This window comes from Actinomadura sp. KC06 (genome assembly GCF_004348735.1).
GTDB lineage: Bacteria > Actinomycetota > Actinomycetes > Streptosporangiales > Streptosporangiaceae > Spirillospora.
Window position 1 is genome coordinate 1 of the sequence record NZ_SMKT01000022.1, and the last position, 23,352, is coordinate 23,352.

The window sequence follows — 23,352 nt, forward strand, 5'->3', positions numbered from 1 at the left end:
CAGCAGGTGGCGTGGACGGATCTCGGGATCGGGCGGCCGGTGCTGCACACCACGGGAGTGGTGGGGGAGAAGATCGTGGTGGTGCTGACGCTGCATCCGGCGGGGACGTCGTTCCGGACGGCGGCGGCGCGGGTCACGGAGCTCACGGCGCAACTGGTGTGACCTGAGTCACAGGGCGGGGAACAGTTGTCTCCGGGGACGGTCACCGGTACCGGTCAAGTTCGGGCGTGAAGGGAAAAGTCGGGCAAAGAACTGGGCGGTTTGTGCTGTTCTGAGCGGATTGTTCGTCACTGACGTATGTAGCTTTTTTCTCCCAGGCACCAGCGCCGAACGGGGGACAGGGTTGGCGGATGCGGAGGGCACCTGGGCGCAGCCCGGGGTGCACGTTGCGGATCTTGACGACCTGCGGGACGCCGCGCACGACCGGGCGGTGCTGTCCGAGGCGCGGGTCGTGCTGGCCCGGCGGCTCGGGGTGCCGCCGGGCGAGGCTCTGCAGCATCTGATCTGGCTCGCGCGCGATCTGGACATGGAGCTCAGCGAGGCCGCTTCGCTGCTGGTCAAGGACGGCGGCGCCGGGCCGGTCGGGGCGGTGGCGGCGGGACGGCAGGCGCCCCGCACCGAGGGCGGCGCGGTGGAGCGTCAGGCCGTGCTGTCAGAGGCCGAGGACGTCCTGCGCCGGGTGACGGCCGAGGACACCGCGGGGGACGCGGAGATCCTGGCCCGGGTGCCGGACGACCCCGCGGCGAGGGCCGTGCTCGACGGGGCGCTCGACTCGTCCGCCCATATGGTGCCGGTCCGGGGGCCCGATGGGAGCGTGGCCGACTTCCTGTTCGTGGATCTCAACGGTGTCTCACGCGACATGTTCGGGCGGGGACGGGAGGAGCTCGCCGGGCGCCGGCTGCTGCAGACCGACCCCGGCGCGGTGCTGAGCGGGCTCTTCGACCAGTACGTGGAGGTGCTGGAGAGCGGGACGCCTTTGGAACGTTCCCTGAACCAGTACACGACCGCGCAGCGCGGGCTGTCCCGGACGTCCCGGATGAGCGTGCGGTGCGTCGCGGTGCCGACCGGCGTGTGCGTGACCTGGCGTTACCACGACCGCGAGGACCGGGTCGCGCGGCGGCTGGAGCGGGTCGAGCGGCTGGCCCTGATCGGGTTCGGCGAGTGGGACCTCGCCACCGGCGAGGCGGCCTGGACGCCGCAGATGCTGGCCAACTACGGGCTCTCCCCGGACGAGGTGCCGCCGATGCCGCACGACCTGCCGAAGGTGGTGGCGGACGACGACCTCCCGCTGGTCGAGGAGGCGGTGCAGACGATGTTCTCCCGCCGGGAGCCGGTGGAGGCGGAGCACCGCGTCATCGGCCAGGACGGGGCGCCGCGGCACCTGTGGGTGTTCGCCGAGCCGGTGCTGGCCGAGTCCGGGCTGCCGGTGTCGATCAACATCGTCTCGCAGGACATCACGCGGCGGCGCGGCGTGGAGCGGGCGCTGGCGGAGACCCGGCGGCAGATGCTGAAGCAGCAGGAGCGGATGGCGCAGGAGCGGCGGGTGGCGGTGACGCTGCGCCGCGCGATCCTGCCGGACGAGGACGAGGTGGAGCAGCTGCCGGGCCTGCGCACCGCGATCCGCGCGCTGGCGGCGGAGAGCACCGCCCGCATCGGCGGCGACTGGTTCGCCACCCGGTCGCTGCCTGACGGCCGGTCGATGTTCGCGATCGGCGACGCGGCCGGGCACGGCCTGCCCGCGGCGGCGGCGATGGCGCGCACCCGCAACGGGCTGCTGGGCCTGACCTGCACGAGGGAGCCGGCCGGACGGCTGGTGGGCTGGCTGAACGAGCTGGTGAGCAGCATGGACCCGCCGGCGACGGGCACCGCCGTCGTGGCCCAGTTCGACGCGCGCGGGCGCGTCCTGGAGTGGACGTGCGCGGGGCATCCGCCGCCGATCCTGATCCGGGACGGGCGGGCGGTGCCGATGGAGGTCGTCCGCGACCCGATGCTCGGCGCGATGCCCGACTGGGAGTACATGACGATCACGACCCGGCTCAGCCCAGGCGACATGCTGTTCCTCTACACCGACGGCCTCGTGGAGCGTCGGGACGCGGACCTGGACGAGCGGATCGCCCGCCTCACCGGCATCCTGCGGGACTGCGCCACGCAGCCCGAGCTGATGCTGGACGACGTGCTCGCGCGGATGGAGCACGACCGGGCGGCGGACGACACCACGCTCTTCGCCGTGCACGTGGAGTGACCGGAACCACCTCTGAGCTGCGATCATCGCCCACTGTGATGTGCGCCTCACCTGGACGGGCCCGGACGGTCCGCACGGGGCCGGATTGGCGGGCGCCGGGCGGCCTGGAGCAGCCGTTCTTTACCATTTGCGAGGTGGCGGGTAAGTCCGGCGGGCAAAGGGCTGAGGGGCAGTTCTCGAAAGATCGGGAACAGCCCGCGACCTGACGGTGTTGGTTCTTCCTTGAGAGGGCTTTGAGCAGGCAAGACCGAGTTTTGTGCCTGATTTGCTTTCTTTGAGAAGGTTGGTACCTTCTTACCGAATCACGCAACGCGTCCCATGCGTTGCTCCGGCCGTGCCAAGCGCGGCCGAGGATCGCGGAGCGGATACCGCCCGCGATGCGCGCCCACCGAGGCGCGCGGTCAGATCAAGATCAGTCACTGAGATCAATCCGTATGCGCCGCGCAGGCGGTGCGAGGCCGAGTCCGTCCCGGTCAAGCCGACCGGAACGGAGCCGGGGACCCAGGTTCCAGGGGTGAATCGGCGCGTCCTAGAGCCGCGCCGTAGGGCTGCTTCCATGCCCGAATCCGTCAGCTAACCCGGTAGGCGTCATGGGAGATAGGAGATTCCCCGCATGACCGGTCGTTTCGATCGACTTTCCCTGAACACCCTCACGCCCGAGGACAAGGCCGTCGGCGTCGCCCTGGGCGCCGTGCTCGCGGGAGCCGTCGGGCTCGCGATCTTCAACCCGCTCACCGACGACCGCGCCGTGGCCCAGACCTCGGCCCAGGCGGCGGCGGTCGCCGAGAAGGGCGGCGTGTCCGCCAAGTCGGACAAGGCCGGGACCCTCTCGGCCGCCGACGCCCGCGCCCAGGGCTTCAAGGTCCCGCCGCGCGCGGTCAAGCCCGACGAGGTGATCAAGCTCGCGGAGAAGCAGGTCGGCATCTCCGAGGGCAAGGGCGGCATGACCAAGTTCCACAAGTGGTACGTGTCGACCCCGCACGCCGCCGCGACCGCTGAGCGGGACGGAGGCTTCTCCGTCAACGACTACAAGGGCGCCCAGTGGTGCAACATGTTCGTCTCGTGGCTCGGCGCCCAGACCGGCGTGCAGAACATGGGCTGGGACGCCTACACCGTCCAGCACGCCAAGTGGTTCAAGAAGACCGACCGCTGGGGCAAGACCGCCAAGCCCGGCGCGGTCGTGTTCTTCGACTGGGACAAGGGCTCGCGCGGTGACATCGGCGACATCGACCACGTCGGCCTCGTCGTCAAGGACAACGGGAACGGCACCGTGAAAACGATCGAGGGCAACACGGAGAACGCGGTGAACAAGAAGACCCGCGACAAGTCCGAGATCGTCGGTTACGGGTATCCCGACTACGCGTCCTGACCCGATCCGCGCGGACCGCGTGATCAGAATGGCGTCATCCGAAGGCGTCCGGTTCCGGCCGGGCGCCTTCGGGCGTTGCAGGGGGATGTCGCCCATGTCGCCGCTGAAGGCGGGTAATGCCAAGCATTGACAGCCTTTGACTGCTCTTGGACCTCATCACGGCGTTCCGGGAAAGGAATCCGTGCGCGCGTCCGATCGGAGCCGGGTCGCGCGGGGAGGGGGCCCATGCGGGTGCGCCCGGACGTCAGCGTCGTCGTGATCGCCTACAACGACGCGTGGCGGCTGCCGCGGGCGGTCGCCTCCACGCTGGAGCAGTCGCTGGGCGGCGTCGAGACGGTGATCGTCGACGACGGGAGCACCGACGGGACGGGCGAGGCCGCCGACCGGCTGGCCGCCGCGCATGCCGGACGGGTCAGGGCCGTCCACCTGGCGTCGAACTCCGGCGGCTGCGGGCGGCCCCGCAACACCGGGATCGAGGCGTCCGCCGGCCGGTACGTGATGTTCCTCGACAGCGACGACCTGCTGGACCGGCACGCCTGCCTCAACCTGTTCGCCGCGGCGGAGGACGCCGGCGCGGACCTGGCCTCCGGGCTGTGCGACCGGATCTTCCTGGACGTGCCCGCGGGCGCGGAGGGACGCGTCCGCCCCTGGTATCCGTGGCTCTACCGGCGCAGGGCCGTGTACGGGCCGCTGAAGGACCATCCCGATCTGCTCTACGACACGCTGTCGACCAACAAGGCCTACCGGCGCGATTTCCTGGACGAGCACGGCCTCCGGTTCGTTGAGCGGCTCCACTACGAGGATCTGCTGTTCACCGCGGAGGCGTACCTGGCGGCCGGGCGGACGGCGCTGATCCCGCACCGCGTCTACAACTGGCTGGTACGGGAGCGGACGCCGGCGCCGTCCATCTCCAACCGGCGCGCCGACCTGGCCAACTTCGCCGACCGGCTGGAGATCCACCGCCGCATCGACATGCTCTTCGCGCTGCGCGGCGCCCACGATCTGCGCCGGGCCAAGGACGTCAAGTTCGTCAACCACGATCTCGTCCTTTACCTGCGGGAACTGCGCGACCGGGACCCGGATCACCGGTCGCGCTTCCTCGACCTGGCGGCGGGCTACCTGGCCGAGCTCGATCCCCGGGTGTTCGAGGAGGCGCACCCGCTGCCCGCGATCGCCGCGTACCTGATCCGCGAGGGCGACCACGCGGCCGCGCTCGCCGCCGCCGAGCACGGCGGCGCCGTCCAGCGGCCCGAGCTCCGCGCGCAGCTCGTGGAGCGGGACGGGCGGGTGTTCTGGGGCACGGCCCGTCCGCGCGGGACGCTCGGCCGCCGCATCCTGGACGTCACCGACTTCGGCTTCCATCTGCGGCCGCTGAAGGAGCTGCGTCCGGCCAACACGGTGACGCTGCTGGAGGCGCGGGGCGGGCGCGTCCGGATGGCGGGGCACGTGCTGAACCCGCTGGGCCGGATCCGTCCGGACGCGCGGCTGTCGGCCGTTCTGGAGTTCGGCGACCGGCGGCGCCGCGCCCGGAAGGGGCGGGTCCGGGCGGCCGTGCGGCATGAGGGCGACCGGCTCGCCTGGCGGGCCGAGTTCGACCCGAGGAAGCGCATCAGGCCGGTCGGGTTCGTCGACCCGGTCTGGGACGTGCGCCTCCGCGTCCGGGTGGACGGCGAGGACGTGGTCACCCGGCTCGGAGAAGGCCGTGGATCACCCCCTCTGGGCGGGGTGGAACTGCCCGTCCGGCCCCGGCTGACGAGGCTCGCCGCCGACCGGCTCCGCTCGTACGTCACCGCCGGCGGTCATCTGGCGTTCGTCCTGGAGGCGGGCTCCCCGTGGGCGCGGCTCACGGCGGCCGCGGCGCGCCGGGCCGTCACGTCCCCGGTGGGACGGCTCGCGTGGGGCCTGATCGGACGGCGGGCGCGGCGGACGGAGAAGGCGGTCCGCCGGACGCTGACGTCCCGCAAGACCAAGATCGCCGTGTTCAACCGGGTGCTCAGCCGGCTGCCCGTCCGGCAGGGCCTGGTGGTCTTCGAGAGCCACATGGGCAGGCAGTACTCGGACAACCCGAAGTACATCTACCGGGAGCTGCGCAGGTCGGGGAGGCCCGTGGAGGCCGTGTGGTCGTACGCGTCGTCACCGAAGGGCTTCCCGCGAGACGCGAAGCTGGTGCGGCGCGGATCGTGGGCCTACTTCCTGGCGCTCGCGCGGGCCCGGTACTGGGTCGACAACCAGGGCTTTCCGGACGGTCTTCGCAAGCGCCCCGAGACCACCTACATCCAGACCTGGCACGGGTCGGCGTTCAAGCTGATGGGCCAGGACCGGCCGCGGGTCAAGCGCGGCCCCGCCGCCGAACGGGCCCGGCTGCGGCGGATGGCGGAGCGGTTCGACTGCTTCCTCGTCCGGTCGGGGCACGACGTGGAGACGCTGTGCGCCGGGCTCGGCGTCCGGTCGGAGCTGCTCGCGGCCGGGTATCCGCGCAACGATCCGCTGGTCAACGGCGTGGACGGCGATCCGGAGCTGGCCGCCGAGGTCGACGGGCTCCGCCGCTCGCTCGGCCTGGACGCGGACGGCGGGCGCCGGGCCGTCCTGTACGCGCCGACGTTCGCCACCGGGCCGCGGGGCCGCCCGGTCCGGCTGCTGGAGCCGCCCATCGCCCCCGGCGTGTTCGCGCGGGAGCTGGGGGAGGAGTTCGTGCTGCTCGTCCGGCCCCACTACCTGTGCCGCGCCAACCTCCCGCCGGGCGCCGGCGCGGTGATGCGGGACGTCGGCGACGTGCCCGACGTGACCCCGCTGCTGCTCCTCGCGGACGCCCTGGTCACCGACCACTCCTCGATCATGTTCGACTTCGCGCTGCTCGACCGGCCGATCGTCCTGCACCTCCCGGACGGCCGGGACCGCGCCGCCGGCTACTTCGACCTCGAACGGCACGCCCCGGGCCCGATCACCCGCACCGAGGACGAGCTCGTCGCCGCCCTCGCCGGGCTCGACGGCGCGGACGCCGTCCACGCCCCCCGCCGCCGCGCGTTCGCCGAGCGGTTCGGCGAGCACGACCGCGGCGCCGCCGCCCGCACGGTGGCGGACCGCTATTTCCCGGCCGCCCGGCCGCGCCGCAGGGCAGAACGCCGCCATAAGGGGGGACGCGATGGCAGCACCGCGTGACGTCTTCATCGTGTGCAACAACGCCGACGACATGGGCGGGCTGCAGCGCTGGGCGCATCACATGGCGCGGCTGCTCGCCGGGCGCGGCGACCGCGTCACCCTCGTCGGGATCACCCGCGGGACGCGGCCGTACCACCACGGCCGGGACGGCTCCTACGCCGTCGAGGTGCTGCACGGGGAGTGGCGTCCGCCCGCGATGGCCTGGCGCCCGGCGACGCTCCGGCAGCGCCTGGACGCGGCGTCCCGCGCACGCGACCTGTGGCGGAGGGCGGCCCAGCGGCGCGGCGCCGCCCGCCTGACGGAGCTGTTCGCCGCCGCCCGGCCGGGCGCGGTCGTGATCGCGGCGCAGGTGTGGGCGATGGAATGGGTCCGGCTGGCCGACACGGCCGGGCTGCGGGTCGTGGGCATGAGCCACGAGTCGTACGCGGCCACCCGCGCATCGTCGCGGTACCGCCGGGTCAGGGAGAACTACGCGGACGTCGACCGGATGCTCGTCCTCACCGCCGAGGACGCCGACGCCTGGGCGCGGAACGGCATGACCAACGTCGACTACATCCCCAACGCGCTGCACGTCACGCCGGACGTCCATCCCACGCTCGACCTCCCCGTCGTGGCGTGCGTCGGCCGCCTCTCCTACGAGAAGGGCGTGGACCTCATGCTGGAGGCGTGGGAGCGGGTCTCCGCGCGCCATCCGGGCTGGCGGCTGCACGTCTACGGCAGCGGGCCGGACGGCGAGCGGCTGCGGGCGCAGGCGGACGCGGCCGGGCTGTCCGGCTCGGTGGAGTTCAGGGGCGTCGTCGCGGACGTGGAGGAGGCGCTCGTCGAGGCGTCGATCTTCGCGCTCCCGTCGCGGGCCGAGGGCTTCCCGATGTCGGTGCTGGAGGCGATGGCGTACGGGCTCCCGACGGTCGCGTTCGACTGCGCGCCCGGCGTCCGGGCCCTCCTCACCGCCGAGCACGGCGGCGGCGTGCTGGTCGAGCCGGGCGACACCACGGCGTTCGCCCGGGAACTGGCCCGCCTCATCGAGGACCCGGACCTGCGCCGGACCCTCGGAGCCGAGGCCCGGACCTCGGTGCTGAGATTCCACCCGGACACGGTGCTGGACCGCTGGGACCGCCTGTTCGACCTGCTCCACCGCGATCTCCCGTCCGGCCTGGCGTCCGGCGACGTGGTGGAAGAGCCCGTGGAGGGCGAGAAGGAGCCCGCCATGGAGGGTGATTCTTTCTAACAAGTGTTTGGTAGAGTTCGCGGCGTGAAGGAGAACGAGTCCCCGGCGGACCGGGCGTTCCGCGCCGAGGTCCGCGACTGGCTCCGCGCCAACCTGGCGGGCGAGTTCGCGCACGCCCGCGGGCTGGGCGGGCCCGGACGCGAGCACGAGGCGTTCGAGGAGCGGCTCGCCTGGGAGCGGCACATGGCCGCCGCCGGCTGGACGTGCGTGGGCTGGCCCGAGGAGCACGGCGGGCGCGGCGCCACCGTCGAGCAGCAGGTGATCTTCAACGAGGAGTACGCGCTCGCCGGCGGGCCCGCCCGGGTCGGCCACATCGGCGAGAACCTGCTCGGCCCCACGATCATCGCGTTCGGCACCGACGAGCAGCGTGCACGCTTCCTCCCGCCGATCGTCGCCGTCGAGGAGCTGTGGTGCCAGGGCTACTCCGAGCCGGACGCGGGCTCCGACCTCGCCAACGTGCAGACCCGCGCTGAACTCGACGGCGGCCACTGGGTGATCAACGGCCAGAAGGTCTGGACGTCCCTGGCCCTCGAAGCGGACTGGTGCTTCGCCGTCTGCCGCACCGAGCCGGGCTCGTCCCGCCACCATGGCCTGTCGTACCTGCTCGTCCCGATGCGGCGGGACGGCGTCGAGATCCGGCCGATCGTCCAGCTCACCGGCACGTCCGAGTTCAACGAGGTGTTCTTCGACGGCGCCCGCACGGACGCGTCCAACATCGTCGGCGCGCCGGGGGAGGGCTGGAAGATCGCGATGGCCACGCTCGGGTTCGAGCGGGGCGTCGCGACGCTCGGCCAGCAGGTCGGGTTCCGGCGCGAGTTCGACGGCGTCGCCGAGCTGGCCCGGCGCACCGGCGCGCTCGGTGATCCGCTGCTCCGCGACCGGCTGACCAGGGCGTACATGGGGCTGGAGATCATGCGGCTGAACGCGGTGCGCACGATGGCGGGCGTCGCCGCAGGCGCGCCGGGCCCGGAGTCGTCCATCTCCAAGCTCGTCTGGGGCACCTGGCACCGGGAGCTGGGCGAGCTCGCCATGGACATCCTCGGCGCCGCCGGTCTCGTCGCGGACGGCGAGCCCTACGACCTGAACGACTGGCAGCGGCTCTTCCTGTTCTCCCGCGCCGACACGATCTACGCCGGGTCGAACGAGATCCAGCGCAACATCATCGCCGAGCGCGTCCTCGGCCTGCCCAGGGAGGCACGCGGATGACCCCGCCCCGATACGTCCCCGGGCACGATCTCCTCAAGGACCGCGCCGTCGTGATCACCGCGGCGGCCGGGGCGGGGATCGGCGGCGCCACCGCCCGCCGCTGCCTGGAGGAGGGCGCCCGCGTCCTGATCTCCGACACGCACGAGCGGCGGCTCAGCGCGTCCGTCCGGGAGCTCGAGAGGGAGTTCGGCGCGGAGCGCGTCGCCTCGCTGCCCTGCGACGTCACGTCCGAGGAGCAGGTCCAGGCCCTCTACGCCCTCGCGGTCGAGCGGTTCGGACGCGTCGACGTCGCCGTCAACAACGCCGGCCTCGGCGGGACGGCCGACCTGGTCGACATGACCGACGACCAGTGGGGACGCGTCCTCGACATCACCCTCAACGGCACCATGCGCTGCACCCGCGCCGCCCTCCGCGTCATGCGCGGCCAGGGCGCGGGCGTCATCGTCAACAACGCGTCGGTGATCGGCTGGCGGGCGCAGAAGGGGCAGTCGCACTACGCCGCCGCCAAGGCCGGGGTGATGGCGCTCACCCGCTGCGCGGCTCTGGAGGCCGCCGAGTACGGCGTCCGGATCAACGCCGTGTCGCCGTCCCTGGCCATGCACCCGCATCTCGTCAAGGTCACGTCCGAAGACCTCCTGGACGAGCTGACGCGCCGCGAGGCGTTCGGCCGCTATGCGGAACCATGGGAGGTGGCCAACGTCATCGTCTTCCTGGCCGGCGACTACTCCTCGTACATGACGGGCGAGGTCGTCTCCGTCTCCTCCCAGCACCCATAGGAACCCACTGATGAGTCCACGACGGCGCGACGCCGAGGGCACCGCCGCCGCCCGCGCGGAACGGCGGGCCGAGCTGCTCGCCACGGCCGCCGAGGTGTTCGCCTCCCAGGGCTACTCCGCCACCACCGTCCGGAAGGTCGCGGACGCCGCCGGGATCCTCGGCGGCAGCCTCTACTACCACTTCGACTCCAAGGAGGCGATGGCGGACGAGATCCTGTCGACGTTCCTGGACGAGATGTGGGCCGCCTACGACCGCGTCCTGGAGTCGGGGCTCAGCGCCCGCGACACGCTCGAGGGCATCGTCGTGGAGTCGTTCCGGACGATCGACCGGCACCGTCCCGCCGTCGTCCTCTACCAGAACGAGTCCAAGCACCTCGGGAACAGCGAGCGGTTCCGCTACCTGCACGACTCCCGGCGCCGGTTCGAGGAGATGTGGCTGTCGCTGCTGCGCCGGGGCGTGCAGGAGGGCGCGTTCCGCGCCGACCTCGACCCCGACCTCGTCTACAGGTACATCCGCGACACCGTCTGGGTCGCCGCGAACTGGTACAAGCGCGGCGGGCGGCTGTCCGCCGACGACATCGCCAAGCAGTACCTCGCCATGTTCCTCGAAGGCATCCAGGCGAGCTAGGCCCCCGTACGAAGGAGACACCCCCATGGCCGAGGCATACATCGTCGACGCTGTGCGCGCGCCCGTCGGGCGGCGCGGCGGCGGCCTGTCCGGCGTGCACCCCGCCGACCTCGGCGCGCACGTGCTGACGGCGCTGATGGAACGCACCGAGGTCGACCCTGCCGCCGTCGAGGACGTCGTGTTCGGCTGCGTGGACGCGGTCGGCCCGCAGGCCGGCGACATCGCCCGCACCTGCTGGCTCGCCGCCGGGCTGCCCGAGGAGGTCCCTGGCGTCACGGTCGACCGGCAGTGCGGGTCGTCGCAGCAGGCCGTGCACTTCGCCGCGCAGGCCGTCCTGTCCGGGACGTCCGACCTGGTCGTGGCGGGCGGCGTGCAGAACATGTCGCAGATCCCGATCGCGTTCGCGATGACCGCCGCCGAGCCGCTCGGCTTCACCCAGGGCCCCTTCGCGGGCTCCACCGGCTGGACACGCCGCTACGGCGACGCCGAGGTCTCCCAGTTCAACGGCGCCGAGATGATCGCCCGCGACTGGGACATCTCCCGCGCGGACATGGAGGCGTTCGCCTACGAGTCGCACCGGCGGGCGATCCGCGCGATCGACGAGGGCCGGTTCGAGCGGGAGATCGTCCCCTGTGAGGGCGTCGCCGCCGACGAGGGGCCGCGCCGCGACACGTCCCTGGAGAAGATGGCGGGCCTGAAGACCCTCGTGGAGGGCGGGCGGCTCACCGCAGCGCTCTCGTCCCAGATCTCGGACGGCGCCGCCGCGCTCCTCATCGCCTCCGAGCAGGCCGTCAAGGACCACGGCCTCACCCCGCGCGCCCGCGTCCACCACCTCTCCGCGCGCGGCGAGGACCCGATCAGGATGCTGTCCGCGCCGATCCCCGCCACCGCGCACGCGTTCAAGAAGACCGGCCTGAGCATGGACGACATCGACGCCGTCGAGATCAACGAGGCGTTCGCGTCCGTCGTCCTCGCCTGGCTGAAGGAGACCGGCGCCGACCCGGCGAAGGTCAACCCCAACGGCGGCGCCATCGCCCTCGGCCACCCCCTCGGCGCCACCGGCGCCCGCCTCATGACCACCCTGCTGCACGAGCTGGAGCGCACCGGCGGACGCTACGGCCTGCAGACCATGTGCGAAGGCGGCGGCCAGGCCAACACGACCATCCTCGAACGCCTCTGACTACGCCGCGGATAGAGTATCGCGGCGTTCCGTCCTGATCTGCAGGACGTAGCGCTTGATCTGGTCGGTGATCTCCTCGTTGCCCCAGCCCAGCGCCGGGGCGAGGAGGCGGGCGACGTGCGAGGCGGCCGCGACGCCGCCGTCCCGCTGCTCGATCGAGACGCGCAGCCGCCGGGACAGGACGTCCTCCAGATGCAGGGCGCCCTCGTGCGTCGCCGCGTAGACGGCCTCGGCGCACAGGTAGTCCTCGGCGCCGGGGACGGGGCCGCCGAGCGCCGGGTCGTCCGCGACCAGGCCCAGGACCTCGCGGGCGCACGAGCCGTACCGGCGCAGGAGGTGCTCGACCCGCGCGACGTGCAGCCCCGACTCGGCGGCGAGGCGGCGCCGCTCGTTCCACAGCACCTCGAACCCGACCGCGCCGATGATCGGCAGCCGGCCCGTGACCGACTCGGGGACGGCGTCGTCCAGCCCCTCGGCGACGACGTCGACCGCGTCCCGCGCCATCACCCGGTACGTGGTGAACTTCCCGCCGGTCACGACGACGAGGCCCGGCACGGGCTCGGCGACGGCGTGCTCGCGGGACAGGCGCGTCGTGTCGTCCACCTCGGCGGAGAGCAGGGGCCGGAGACCCGCGTACACGCCCTGGATGTCGTCGTGGGTCAGCGGGGTCCGCAGGACGGCGTTCGCCTGGTCGAGGAGGTAGCCGATGTCGGTGTGGTCGGCGACCGGTTCGTCCGGGCCGTCCTCGTGCGGGGTGTCGGTCGTCCCTACGAGCCAGTACCGCCCCCACGGGATGATGAAAAGGACGCTCTTGGACGTCCGCGTGATCAGCCCGGTCTCCATCGGGATCCGGTCGCGCGGCACCACCAGATGGACGCCCTTGGACGCCCGGACGGCGAACGACGCGCGGGAGCCCGTCATGGCCTGGGCGCCGTCCGTCCACACGCCCGTCGCGCATACGACGCGCCTGGCGCGGACGGCGATTTCCCGTCCGCCCTCCAGGTCCAGGACGTGGGCGCCGGTCACCCGCTCGCCCTCGCGCAGGAACCCGGTCGCCTCGGCGCGGGTGACGACCTTCGCGCCGTACTGCGCGGCCGTCCTGGCGACCATCATCGTGTAGCGGGCGTCGTCCACCTGCGCGTCGTAGTACTGGATGGCGCCGATCAGCGCGTCCGAGCGCAGCGCCGGAGCCTCCCGCAGCGCGCCGCGCCTCGTCAGCTGCCGGTGCCGGGGGAGCGCGCGGGCCCCGCCCAGCGAGTCGTACAGGGTGACGCCCGCGCTGACGTAAGCCCGCTCCCACACCCGGTTGCGCAGCGGATACAGGAACTGGACGGGACGAACCAGATGCGGCGCCAGCCGGTGCAGAAGCAAGCCGCGCTCCCGCAACGCCTCCCGGACAAGACCGAAGTCGCGCTGTTCGAGGTAGCGCAGCCCGCCGTGGATCAGCTTGCTGGAGCGTCCGGACGTCCCGGCCGCCCAGTCCCGCGCCTCCACGAGCGCGACGGACAGGCCGCGGGAGACGGCGTCGAGGGCCGTGCCGGCGCCGACGATGCCGCCGCCGACGACCAGGACGTCGAACTCGGTGTCCGCGAGGCCGCGCAGGGCGTCCTCCCGGTACCGCGGTCCGAGGGCTACGGATGTCACTGCATGCTCCCGACGAGAGATCGGTTCGAGTGTCGTGCGGCCGGGTTGCGGCGAGCCGTCGCCCGGAGAACGTCCCGGACAACCGGACGACAACGCGCCGCGACCCGGCGGGACGGACCTAGTCGACGTCGACCCAGTCGAGCGTCCGGGTGACGGCCTTCTTCCAGCCGGCGTAGCCGTGGCTGCGTTGGTCGTCGTCCCAGGTGGGTTCCCAGCGGCGGTCTTGGTTCCAGTTGCGGCGCAGTTCCTCGGTGGTGGTCCAGAACCCGACGGCCAGGCCGGCGGCGTAGGCGGCGCCCAGCGCGGTGGTCTCGGCCACCACCGGGCGTGAGACCGGGACGCCGAGGATGTCGGCCTGCAGCTGCATGCACAGTTCGTTGGCGGTGACGCCGCCGTCGACCTTGAGCACGTCCAGCGCGACGCCGGAGTCTTCGCGCATGGCTTCGACCACGTCGCGGGATTGGTAGCAGATCGATTCCAGGGTGGCGCGGGCCAGGTGGGCGTTGGTGTTGAAGCGCGACAGGCCGACGATGGCGCCGCGGGCGTCCGAGCGCCAGTAGGGGGCGAACAGGCCGGAGAAGGCGGGCACGAAGTACACCCCGCCGTTGTCGTCGACCTGGCGGGCCAGGGCCTCACTTTGCGCGGCGCCGGAGATGATGCCCAGCTGGTCGCGCAGCCACTGCACCGCCGACCCGGTCACCGCGATCGACCCCTCCAGCGCGTATACGGGCTTGTTCTGGCCGAACTGGTAGCACACCGTCGTCAGGAGGCCCTGCGAGGAGCGGACCAGTTCCTCACCGGTGTTGAGCAGCAGGAAGTTGCCGGTGCCGTAGGTGTTCTTGGCCTCGCCGGGCGCGAAGCACACCTGCCCCACCGTCGCCGCCTGCTGGTCACCGAGGGCGGCCGTCAACGGGACCTCGCCGCCGAGCGGGCCGTCGGTGCGGGTCATCCCGTACGGTTCGGGCGCGGAGGACGGTTTGATCTGCGGCAGCATCTGGCGCGGGATGCCGAAGAACGACAGGAGTTCGTCGTCCCAGGTGAGGGTCTCCAGGTCCATCAGCATGGTGCGGCTGGCGTTGGTGGGGTCGGTGACGTGGACGCCCCCGTCCGTCCCGCCGGTCAGGTTCCACAGGATCCAGCTGTCGGTCGTGCCGAAGATCGCGTCGCCGTTCTCGGCGGCCTCGCGGACGCCGTCGACGTTCTCCAGAATCCACTGGATCTTCCCGCCGGAGAAATAGGTGGCCGGAGGGAGACCGGCCTTGCGGCGGATGACGTCGCCCTTGCCGTCCCGCTCCAGGGCGGACGCGATGCGGTCGGTCCGGGTGTCCTGCCAGACGATCGCGTTGTAGTACGGACGCCCGGTCCGCCGGTTCCACACCACGGTCGTCTCGCGCTGGTTGGTGATCCCGAGCGCGGCCAGGTCGGTGTGGCTCAGATCGGCCTTGTGCAGCGCCGACTGGATGACGGCGCGGGTGCGTTCCCAGATCTCGGTGGGATTGTGCTCCACCCATCCCGCCTGGGGCAGGATCTGATCGTGTTCGAGCTGGTGGCGGGCGACCTCGTTCCCGCCGTGGTCGAAGATCATGAAGCGGGTGCTGGTGGTGCCCTGGTCGAGCGCTCCGACGAAGTCAGCCATGCGTGATCTCTCCTGGGACGGGATGCTGGACGGGACGGCTCATGTCTTCTCGTACTCGGGTTCGGGCTTGGCCGGCAGGTCGGGGGAGACCGCGTCCTCGTCGGGAAGGAACCGTCCGATGAGGAGCTTGTAGAGCCCGGCGCCGAGCACGCCGCCGATGAGCGGCCCGACGATCGGCACCCAGAAGTAGAGGTCGCCGTACTGGTCCCGCCACGCGCCGCCGTATCCGGTGAGGAACGAGGCGAGCCGAGGGCCGAAGTCGCGGGCGGGGTTGATCGCGTACCCGGCGGCCGAGCCGAACGCCATCCCGATCGCGACCACCACGAGGCCGATCAGGAACGGGGCCAGGTTCGCCAGCGGCGGCCTGTTGCGCGCGTCGGTGAGGACCTTGATCAGGAAGAGCAGGATGGCGGTGCCGATCACCTGGTCGCGGAACGCGCCCCAGGTGCCGACCGGAAGGCCGCCGTTGCCCGGCAGCGTCGAGAAGACGCCCTGCGACTTGATCGTCAGGCCGGGGTCGAACTTGTTGAGGATCTCGCTGTAGTTCCACCGGACGATCAGCGCCGCGACGAACGCCCCCGCGGTCTGCGCGGCGATGTAGGGCGCCGTCTTGCGCCAGGCGAACTCCTTGAACACGGCGAGGGCGATGGTCACGGCCGGGTTGAGGTGCGCGCCGCTGATCCGCGCGGCGACGTAGACGCCGAGCGTCACGCCGAGCCCCCAGGCCCAGGCGATGCTGTCGTGGCCGCCGAGGCTCTGCGGATCGCCGAGCCCGCTGCCGGCGACGGCCTGCGCGACGACGCCGACGCCGAACAGGATGAGGATCATGGTGCCGGCGAACTCGGCTGCGAGCTCGCCGGCGAGCGCGGGGATTCTGGGTCGTTCCGCCATGGGCACTCCTCGTGACGCTGGGGGGCTGGACGCGGCCCGCGAGGGTTGGGCAGGACGGTAAGCCGGGGCGGACCGGCGGACAACGGGAGCCTGCCGACAATGTCGAACACTTTCGCCGGAGCCCGGCGGCAGTTACCCTCCAGTACGTGCACCAGATCCCAGAATCCGGGCAGTTCAGGCCATGTAGGGCGGTCATGACGGCGGGTGCCGACATTGTCGGCATCCTGCTCGTGGAACTAGCATCGGATTCGTGCCGGGACCTGTGCAATCGATCGAGCGCGCCGCCGCGATCCTGCGCCTGCTCGCCGCGAGTTCGGGCCGGCTCGGCGTCGGCGAGATCGCCGCGTCCCTGGGACTCGCCCGCGGCACCGCGCACGGCATCCTGCGCACGCTGGAGCGCGTCGGGTTCGTCGAGCAGGACGGCGGCAGCGGCAAGTACCAGCTCGGCGCCGCGCTGCTCCATCTCGGCACCAGCTACCTGGACGTCAACGAGCTGCGGTCGCGCGCCATCAACTGGGCCGACGCCCTCGCCTCCCGCAGCGGCGAGGCCGTCCGCATCGGGACGCTCCTGGACGGCAAGGTCCTGGTCGTCCACCACGTGTTCCGTCCGGACGACACGCTCCAGGCCATGGACGTCGGCTCCCTGCTCCCGCTGCACGCCACCGCGCTCGGCAAGGCGCTGCTCGCGCACGACGCCAACGCCGCCGCGTCCATCCGCGACACGGTCCTGGAGTCGTACTGCAGGCGGACCATCACCGATCCGCGCCAACTCGCACGGGCCGCCACCCGCGTGCGTGAGAACGGGTGGGCGGCCGAGATCGAGGAGCTGTCCATCGGCGAGGCCGGGGTCGCCGCGCCGATCCGCGGGTACGGCGGGCTGGTCGTCGGGGCGATCGGCGTCTCCGGCGCCGTCGAGCGGGTCTGCGACGCGCGCCGCGTCCCCGAGCCGAGGCTCGTCGCGTTCGTCCGGGACGCGGCCCGCGCGGTCTCCCGGGACCTCGGCGGCTCGCGCTGGTGACGCCGCGGCCGCGCCTTCCGGGGGAGGGGGCCGGCCGTGACCGAGCGCTTCGTGATGTCGGTCGACCAGGGCACCACCTCCACGCGCTGCATCCTGTTCGACCACGCCGGACGCCTGGTGTCGGTCGCGCAGCGCGAGCACCGGCAGCACTTCCCGAAGCCGGGCTGGGTCGAGCACGACCCGATGGAGATATGGCGCAACCTCGAACGCATCGCTCCCGAGGCGCTCGCCCAGGCCGGGGTCACGACGGCGCAGATCGCGGCCGTGGGGATCGCGAACCAGCGTGAGACGACCGTGCTGTGGGACCGGCTGACCGGCGTCCCGATCGGCCGCGCCATCGTCTGGCAGGACATGCGGACCGGCGCGCTCGTGGACGAGCTGTCCCGCGCCCCCGGCGCCGCGATGGTCGCCGAGCGCAGCGGGCTGCCGCTCGCCACCTACTTCTCCGCGCCGCGCGTCCGGTGGCTGCTCGACCACACGCCCGGCCTGCGGGAGCGCGCCGAACGCGGCGAGGTGCTGTTCGGCACGATGGAGAGCTGGCTGATCTGGAACCTCAGCGGCGGCGTCGACGGCGGCGTCCACGTCACCGACGTGACCAACGCCGGACGCACCCTGATGATGGACCTGCACACCCTGAGCTGGGACGACGGCCTCCTCGACTTCTTCGGCGTGCCGCGGGCGATGCTGCCGGAGATCAGGTCGTCCACCGAGACCTACGGGACGGCCCGCCGCGTGTTCCCCGGCGTGGTGATCGGCGCGGCGCTCGGCGACCAGCAGGCCGCGCTGTTCGGGCAGACGTGCTTCTCCCCGGGCGAGACGAAGTGCACCTACGGGACGGGCGCGTTCCTGCTGATGAACACCGGCACCACGCCGATCAAGTCCGACAACGGGCTGCTCACGACCGTCGGCTACAAGATCGGCGACGAGCCCGCGGTTTACGCGCTCGAGGGCTCGATCGCGATCACCGGCGCGCTCGTCCAGTGGTTCCGGGACGGCCTCGGCCTGATCACCACCGCCCCGGAGATCGAGACCCTCGCCCGCTCGGTCGACGACAACGGCGGCTGCTACATCGTCCCGGCGTTCTCCGGCCTGTTCGCGCCGCATTGGCGCAGCGAGGCGCGCGGGATCATCGTCGGCCTCACGTCCTACATCACGCGGGGGCATCTGGCGCGGGCCGTGCTGGAGGCGACCGCCTGGCAGACCCGCGAGGTCGTGGACGCGATGAACGCCGACTCCGGGCTCGGCCTGAAGGAGCTGAAGGCCGACGGCGGCATGACGTCCGACAACCTGGTCATGCAGATGGTCGCCGACATGCTGAACGTGCCGGTGGAACGTCCCATGGTCGTGGAGACGGTGTCGCTCGGCGCCGCCTACGCCGCCGGGCTCGCCGTCGGCTACTGGGCGGGGCTCGAAGGGCTGCGGCGCAACTGGCACCGCGCGGCCCGGTGGGTCCCGGCGATGGAGCCCGGACGGCGCGCCGCCGAGTACGACAACTGGAAGCGCGCCGTGGAACGCACCTTCGACTGGATCCGCCCCGGCGACGACTCCACCGGCCAACCCGATATTGTATAGAAAATTCCGAGGAGGGGTCGATGAGCGACGCGGAGGCGTCCCGCCGCGACGTGGTCACGGTGGCGGACCATGACGCGGCACGGGTGATCACGCTCAACCGTCCCGCGGCGCGCAACGCGATCGACGTCCCGACGCGGCACCGGCTCGCGGAGGAGCTGCGGCGCGCCGCCGGCGACCCCGGCGTCCGGGCGATCGTGCTCACCGGCGCGGGCGGGACGTTCTCGGCGGGCGGCGACGTCCGGTCCATGGAGGGCGCCGGGCCGGACGAGGTCAAGGCCAGGCTCGCGCCGCTGCACGAGGCCGTCCAGATCATCACGACCTGCGCGAAGCCCGTGATCGCGGCCGTGGAAGGCGCCGCGGCCGGGCTCGGCGTCTCCTTCGCCGCCGTCTGCGACCACGTGGTCGCCGCCGAGGACGCCCGTTTCGTCGCCGGGTTCGGCAAGGTCGGCCTCGTCCCGGACGGTGGCCTGCTGTGGTCGCTGCCCCAGCGCGTCGGGACGGGCCGCGCCAAGGAGATGCTCGTCTTCGGCCGGACGGTCCCCGCGCTCCGCGCCTACGAGATCGGCTTGGCCGACTCGCTCGTCCCGGCCGGCAAGGCCCTGGACGCCGCGCTGGACCTCGCCGCCGAGGCCGCCGCCCTCGCCCCGCTCTCGGTCGCCGCCGCCAAGCGCCTGCTCGCGCGGACGGGCGACAGCCTGGGGCGCCTGCTGGAGGCCGAGGGCGAGGCGCAGGCCGCGCTGTTCGGCACCGCCGACTTCGCCGAGGGCCGCGCCGCGTTCGCCGAACGCCGCCCGCCCCGCTTCGAGGGCCGCTGACGATGAGACTGCAGCAGACCCACGGGCTGACGGACGAGCAGCGGGAGATCATCGCGACCGTGCGCGCGTTCGTAGACAGGGAGATCCTCCCCGTCGCGACCGAGCTGGAGCACGCCGACGAGTACCCGCAGGCCATCGTGGACGGCATGCAGAAGCTCGGGCTCTTCGGCCTGACGATCGCCGAGGAGCATGGCGGGCTCGGCGAGTCGTTGCTGACGTACGCGCTCGCGGTCGAGGAGCTGGCGCGCGGCTGGATGAGCGTGTCCGGCATCGTCAACACCCACTTCATCGTCGCCTGGATGATCGCCCAGCACGGCACCGCCGAGCAGAAGGCGCACTACCTGCCGAGGATGGCGACCGGGGAGATCAGGGGCGCGTTCTCGATGTCGGAGCCGGGCTGCGGCTCGGACGTCTCGGCGATCACGACGCGCGCCGTCCCGGACGGCGACGGCCACCACGTCATCGACGGCCAGAAGATGTGGCTGACGAACGGCGCGTCCGCCAACCTCGTCGCGACCCTCGTCAAGACCGACCCCGCCGCCGGGCACCGCGGCATGACGACGTTCCTCGTCGACAAGACGCCCGGGTTCGGCGAGGTCGCGCCCGGCCTGACCGTGCCCGGCAAGATCGACAAGATGGGGTACCGGGGCGTCGACACCACCGAGCTGGTCTTCGACGGGTACCGGATCCCGTCCGCGCAGGTCCTCGGCGGGACGCCCGGCCGCGGCTTCTACCAGATGATGGACGGCGTCGAGGTCGGCCGCGTCAACGTCGCGGCGCGCGGCTGCGGCGTGGCCATGCGCGCCTACGAGCTGGCCCTCGCCTACGCGCGGCAGCGCGAAACGTTCGGCAAGCCGATCGCCGAGCACCAGGCCGTCCTGTTCCGCCTGGCGGAGATGGCCACCAAGGTCGAGGCCGCGCACCAGATGATGGTGATGGCGGCGCGGCGCAAGGACTCCGGCGAGCGCAACGACCTGGAGTCGGGAATGGCGAAGTACCTGGCCAGCGAGTACTGCAAGGAGGTCGTGGAGGACGCGTTCCGCATCCACGGCGGCTACGCCTACTCCCGGGAGTACGAGATCGAGCGCCTCTACCGGGAGGCGCCGATGCTGCTGATCGGCGAGGGCACCGCCGACATCCAGAAGATGATCATCGGCCGCCGCCTCCTGGAGGGCTGACGGGCGGCGGATATCGTGGCGATATGTCCAGTTCGACACCCGCCTCGGGCCACCGCCATGACCAGCTCCGTGACTTCCTGCGGACGCGCCGCGCCCGGCTCACGCCCGCCGACGTCGGGATGCCGGACGGTGGCAGGCGCCGCACGCCGGGCCTGCGCCGCGAGGAGGTCGCCGTCCTCGCGGGCGTCGGGGTGTCCTGGTACACGTGGCTGGAGCAGGGCCGCGACATCAGGGTGTCCGGGGACGTCCTGGACGCGATCGCCCGCGCCCTCCGCCTGGACGACGCCGAACGCGGGCACCTCTACCTGCTCGCCGGCCTGAACCCGCCCCAGGCAGGGGCGGCCCCCGTCGCGCCGCTCACCCCGGAGCTGCGGCGGCTCCTGGACGCCTGGTCGCCCCGCCCCGCCTACATCCGCGACCGGCACTGGAACCTCATCGCGTTCAACGACTCCGCCCGCGACGTGTTCGGCTACGGCGGCACCGACCACAACTGCCTGATCACGTTCTTCACCAGCGTCCGGTACCGGGACCTGCACATGCAGTGGGCCGCCGTCGCGCCCGACGTCGTCGGACGGTTCCGCGCCGACGCCGCCCGCTACCCCGACGACCCCGAGTTCGCCCGGATCGCCGGGGACCTGCTGGCCGTCAGCGACGAGTTCGCCGAGCTGTGGCACCGGCACGAGGTCAGCGCCGCGACGCAGGCGGTGAAGGCGATCCGGCATCCGGACGCCGGTGAGATGATCTTCGAGTCGACGGTGCTGCCGCTCGCCGACCGTCCCGGCCAGGACCTCGTCCTCTACAACCCGCGCCCGGGGACGGGGACGCTGGAGCGCCTCGAACGGCTGACGGCCCGCCGGGGCCTGGCCGCCGCCGGCTGACCCGGCCACCCGCCCGGCCCGCCCGGCGAGCCTGGTGGTGCCACACCCACGATAAACGGACTCTGCCGCCCTTCCTCCGGCCCCGGCACGATCGACGGCATGACACATAGCTCACGATTCGCGGGCAAGACCGCATTGATCACCGGAGGGTCGAGCGGGATGGGCCTGGCCGCCGCGCGACGGCTGCTGGACGAGGGCGCGTCCGTCGTCATCACCGGCCGCGACCAGGCCCGCCTCGACGCCGCCGCCAAGGAGTTGGACGCCGGAGACCGCGTCCTGCCGGTACGAGCCGACGCCGCCAGCTTGCCCGACCTGGACGCGCTGATGGAGACCGTCCGGGAACGGCACGGCCGCCTGGACGTCGTGTTCGCCAACGCGGGCATCGCCGTGTTCGGCCCGGCCGCGGAGACGACCGAGGCCGACTTCGACAACGCCGTCGACGTCAACTTCAAGGGCGTGTTCTTCACCGTCCAGAAGGCGCTGCCGCTGCTGGCCCCGGACGCCGCCATCGTGATCAACGCGTCGTGGACGATGCACCGCGGCCTGCCGATCGGCTCGGTCTACTCGGCGACGAAGGCGGCCGTGCAGAGCCTGACCCGGACGTTGGCGGCGGAGCTGGGGCCGCGGGGCGTCCGGGTCAATTCGGTCAGCCCGGGCTACATCGACACGCCGATGTACCGTGGCGCCGTCCCCGCGGACGAGGCGGACGCGATCCGCGCGCAGGTGGCGTCCGGCCGGATCGGCACGCCGGAGGAGGTGGCCGGGGCGGTCGCGTTCCTCGCCTCGGCGGACGCGGCCTACGTCAACGGCCAGGACCTGATCGTGGACGGCGGCCTGGTGGCCGCGGTCGCCGGGCCCTCCCGGCTGACCACGGCGACGGCTTGAGAACGAAGGGGCAGGAATTATGAGGAATCGCGATTTCGCGGGCACGCCGGTCGGCGCGGTCGGACTCGGCTGCATGGGGATGAGCTGGGCGTACGCCGCGTCCGAGCGCGACGACGACGTGTCGGTCGCGCTGATCCGCGAGGCGCTGGACATCGGCGTCACGTTCCTGGACACCGCGCAGCCCTACGGCGACGGCCACAACGAGGCGCTCGTCGGCCGCGCGCTCGCCGGACGCCGCGACGAGGCGGTCGTCGCCACCAAGACCGGCCTCGTCGTCACGGACGCGGACCGCATGGGCATCGCCAGGCGGGGCACGCCCGCGCACGTCAAGGCGTCCGCCGACGACAGCCTGCGCCGCCTCGGGATCGACGTCATCGACCTGTACTACCTGCACCGGGTCGACCCGGCCGTGCCGCTCGCCGACACCTGGGGCGCGATGGCCGAGCTGGTCGCCGCCGGGAAGGTCCGCAGGCTGGGCCTGTCGGAGGTCAGCGTGGCGCAGGCCGCGGAGGCGCACGCGATCCACCCGGTCGCGGCCGTCCAGTCGGAGCTGTCGCTCTGGACCCGCGACGCGATGGGCGCCCCCGGCGGCCTCGCGGGCGGCGTCCCCGGCGACACCCCGTCCACCGAGGACGGGCCGGGCGACGTGGTCTCCTGGTGCGCCGGCAACGGCGCCGCGTTCGTGCCGTACTCACCGCTCGGCCGCGGCTTCCTCACCGGGACGGTCACCAGCGCCGCTTTCGAGACCAACGACTTCCGCGGCGGCAACCCGCGCTTCCAGGAGGAGGCGCTGAAGGCCAACCTGCGCATCGTGGACGTCGTCAAGGCCGTCGCCGAGCGGCACGGCGCGACCCCGGCGCAGGTCGCCATCGCCTGGACGCTCGCGCAGGGCGACCACGTCCTCCCGATCCCCGGCACCAAGAAGCCCCGCTACCTGCGCGACAACGCGGCCGCCGCCGACCTGGACCTCACCCCCGCCGACCTGGCCGAACTGGACGGCGTCCCCGCACCGGTGGGCGGCCGCTACTGACGCTCGGGCGGGCGGTG

The 23,352-nt window shown here is 72.4% G+C and carries 18 protein-coding genes and 1 riboswitch; of the genes, 15 read left to right on the forward strand and 3 right to left on the reverse strand.

What is annotated here, in order from left to right:
• The first annotated feature begins 343 nt into the window (after window positions 1-343).
• The 8 genes from E1287_RS10165 to E1287_RS10200 all read left to right on the forward strand — a co-directional run bounded on the left by E1287_RS10165 (window position 344) and on the right by E1287_RS10200 (window position 11,788).
• Window positions 344-2,242, forward strand: a complete 1,899-nt coding sequence (locus E1287_RS10165; protein WP_131964621.1) for a SpoIIE family protein phosphatase — start codon at window positions 344-346, stop codon at window positions 2,240-2,242.
• Window positions 2,243-2,708: 466 nt separating this feature from the next.
• Window positions 2,709-2,844: riboswitch (cyclic di-AMP (ydaO/yuaA leader) on the forward strand.
• Window positions 2,845-2,855: 11 nt separating this feature from the next.
• Window positions 2,856-3,611 carry a CHAP domain-containing protein gene (locus tag E1287_RS10170; RefSeq protein WP_131964622.1) on the forward strand — a complete coding sequence of 252 codons (756 nt, stop codon included), beginning with the start codon at window positions 2,856-2,858 and terminating at the stop codon, window positions 3,609-3,611.
• 225 nt (window positions 3,612-3,836) lie between these two features.
• Window positions 3,837-6,770, forward strand: a complete 2,934-nt coding sequence (locus E1287_RS10175; protein ID WP_131964623.1) for a CDP-glycerol glycerophosphotransferase family protein — start codon at window positions 3,837-3,839, stop codon at window positions 6,768-6,770.
• Window positions 6,754-7,998 carry a glycosyltransferase gene (locus tag E1287_RS10180; RefSeq protein WP_131964624.1) on the forward strand — a complete coding sequence of 415 codons (1,245 nt, stop codon included), beginning with the start codon at window positions 6,754-6,756 and terminating at the stop codon, window positions 7,996-7,998. Before E1287_RS10175 ends, E1287_RS10180 begins: the two co-directional genes overlap by 17 nt.
• A gap of 24 nt (window positions 7,999-8,022) precedes the next feature.
• A complete protein-coding gene (locus E1287_RS10185; RefSeq protein WP_131964625.1) occupies window positions 8,023-9,204 on the forward strand; it encodes an acyl-CoA dehydrogenase family protein in 1,182 nt (393 codons plus the stop codon).
• Entirely contained in the window at window positions 9,201-9,980 is a 780-nt protein-coding gene (locus tag E1287_RS10190; RefSeq protein ID WP_131964626.1) for an SDR family oxidoreductase, read from the forward strand. Before E1287_RS10185 ends, E1287_RS10190 begins: the two co-directional genes overlap by 4 nt.
• 10 nt (window positions 9,981-9,990) lie before the next feature.
• On the forward strand, window positions 9,991-10,608 hold the full coding sequence (locus tag E1287_RS10195) for a TetR/AcrR family transcriptional regulator (protein WP_131964627.1): 618 nt from the start codon (window positions 9,991-9,993) through the stop codon (window positions 10,606-10,608).
• 25 nt (window positions 10,609-10,633) lie between these two features.
• Window positions 10,634-11,788 carry an acetyl-CoA C-acetyltransferase gene (locus E1287_RS10200; protein WP_131964628.1) on the forward strand — a complete coding sequence of 385 codons (1,155 nt, stop codon included), beginning with the start codon at window positions 10,634-10,636 and terminating at the stop codon, window positions 11,786-11,788.
• On the opposite strand, the gene E1287_RS10205 is transcribed toward E1287_RS10200, so the two are convergent.
• The 3 genes from E1287_RS10205 to E1287_RS10215 form a co-directional block, all read right to left on the reverse strand.
• Window positions 11,789-13,432 carry a glycerol-3-phosphate dehydrogenase/oxidase gene (locus E1287_RS10205; RefSeq protein WP_131964629.1) on the reverse strand — a complete coding sequence of 548 codons (1,644 nt, stop codon included), beginning with the start codon at window positions 13,430-13,432 and terminating at the stop codon, window positions 11,789-11,791.
• 118 nt (window positions 13,433-13,550) lie between these two features.
• On the reverse strand, window positions 13,551-15,068 hold the full coding sequence (gene glpK / locus E1287_RS10210; RefSeq protein WP_131964630.1) for a glycerol kinase GlpK: 1,518 nt from the start codon (window positions 15,066-15,068) through the stop codon (window positions 13,551-13,553).
• 39 nt (window positions 15,069-15,107) lie between these two features.
• Window positions 15,108-15,959 (reverse strand): MIP/aquaporin family protein, encoded by an 852-nt coding sequence (locus E1287_RS10215; RefSeq protein ID WP_131964631.1) that lies wholly within the window; start codon window positions 15,957-15,959, stop codon window positions 15,108-15,110.
• Window positions 15,960-16,209: 250 nt separating this feature from the next.
• Between E1287_RS10215 and E1287_RS10220 the strand changes: the two genes are divergently transcribed.
• The 7 genes from E1287_RS10220 to E1287_RS10250 all read left to right on the forward strand — a co-directional run bounded on the left by E1287_RS10220 (window position 16,210) and on the right by E1287_RS10250 (window position 23,335).
• Window positions 16,210-16,977, forward strand: a complete 768-nt coding sequence (locus E1287_RS10220) for an IclR family transcriptional regulator (protein ID WP_131964632.1) — start codon at window positions 16,210-16,212, stop codon at window positions 16,975-16,977.
• A 36-nt stretch (window positions 16,978-17,013) separates the two neighbouring features.
• The gene (glpK, locus tag E1287_RS10225) at window positions 17,014-18,549 is read left to right on the forward strand and encodes a glycerol kinase GlpK (protein ID WP_131964633.1); all 1,536 of its coding nucleotides are present in this window, start codon (window positions 17,014-17,016) and stop codon (window positions 18,547-18,549) included.
• Window positions 18,550-18,569: 20 nt separating this feature from the next.
• Window positions 18,570-19,364, forward strand: coding sequence for an enoyl-CoA hydratase-related protein (locus E1287_RS10230; RefSeq protein ID WP_131964634.1), 795 nt, complete (start codon window positions 18,570-18,572; stop codon window positions 19,362-19,364).
• 2 nt (window positions 19,365-19,366) lie between these two features.
• Window positions 19,367-20,542 (forward strand): acyl-CoA dehydrogenase family protein, encoded by a 1,176-nt coding sequence (locus tag E1287_RS10235; RefSeq protein WP_131964635.1) that lies wholly within the window; start codon window positions 19,367-19,369, stop codon window positions 20,540-20,542.
• A 23-nt stretch (window positions 20,543-20,565) separates the two neighbouring features.
• A complete protein-coding gene (locus E1287_RS10240) occupies window positions 20,566-21,420 on the forward strand; it encodes a helix-turn-helix transcriptional regulator (RefSeq protein WP_131964636.1) in 855 nt (284 codons plus the stop codon).
• A 99-nt stretch (window positions 21,421-21,519) separates the two neighbouring features.
• On the forward strand, window positions 21,520-22,305 hold the full coding sequence (locus tag E1287_RS10245) for a glucose 1-dehydrogenase (protein ID WP_131964637.1): 786 nt from the start codon (window positions 21,520-21,522) through the stop codon (window positions 22,303-22,305).
• A 19-nt stretch (window positions 22,306-22,324) separates the two neighbouring features.
• The gene (locus tag E1287_RS10250) at window positions 22,325-23,335 is read left to right on the forward strand and encodes an aldo/keto reductase (RefSeq protein WP_131964638.1); all 1,011 of its coding nucleotides are present in this window, start codon (window positions 22,325-22,327) and stop codon (window positions 23,333-23,335) included.
• Window positions 23,336-23,352 lie beyond the last annotated feature (17 nt).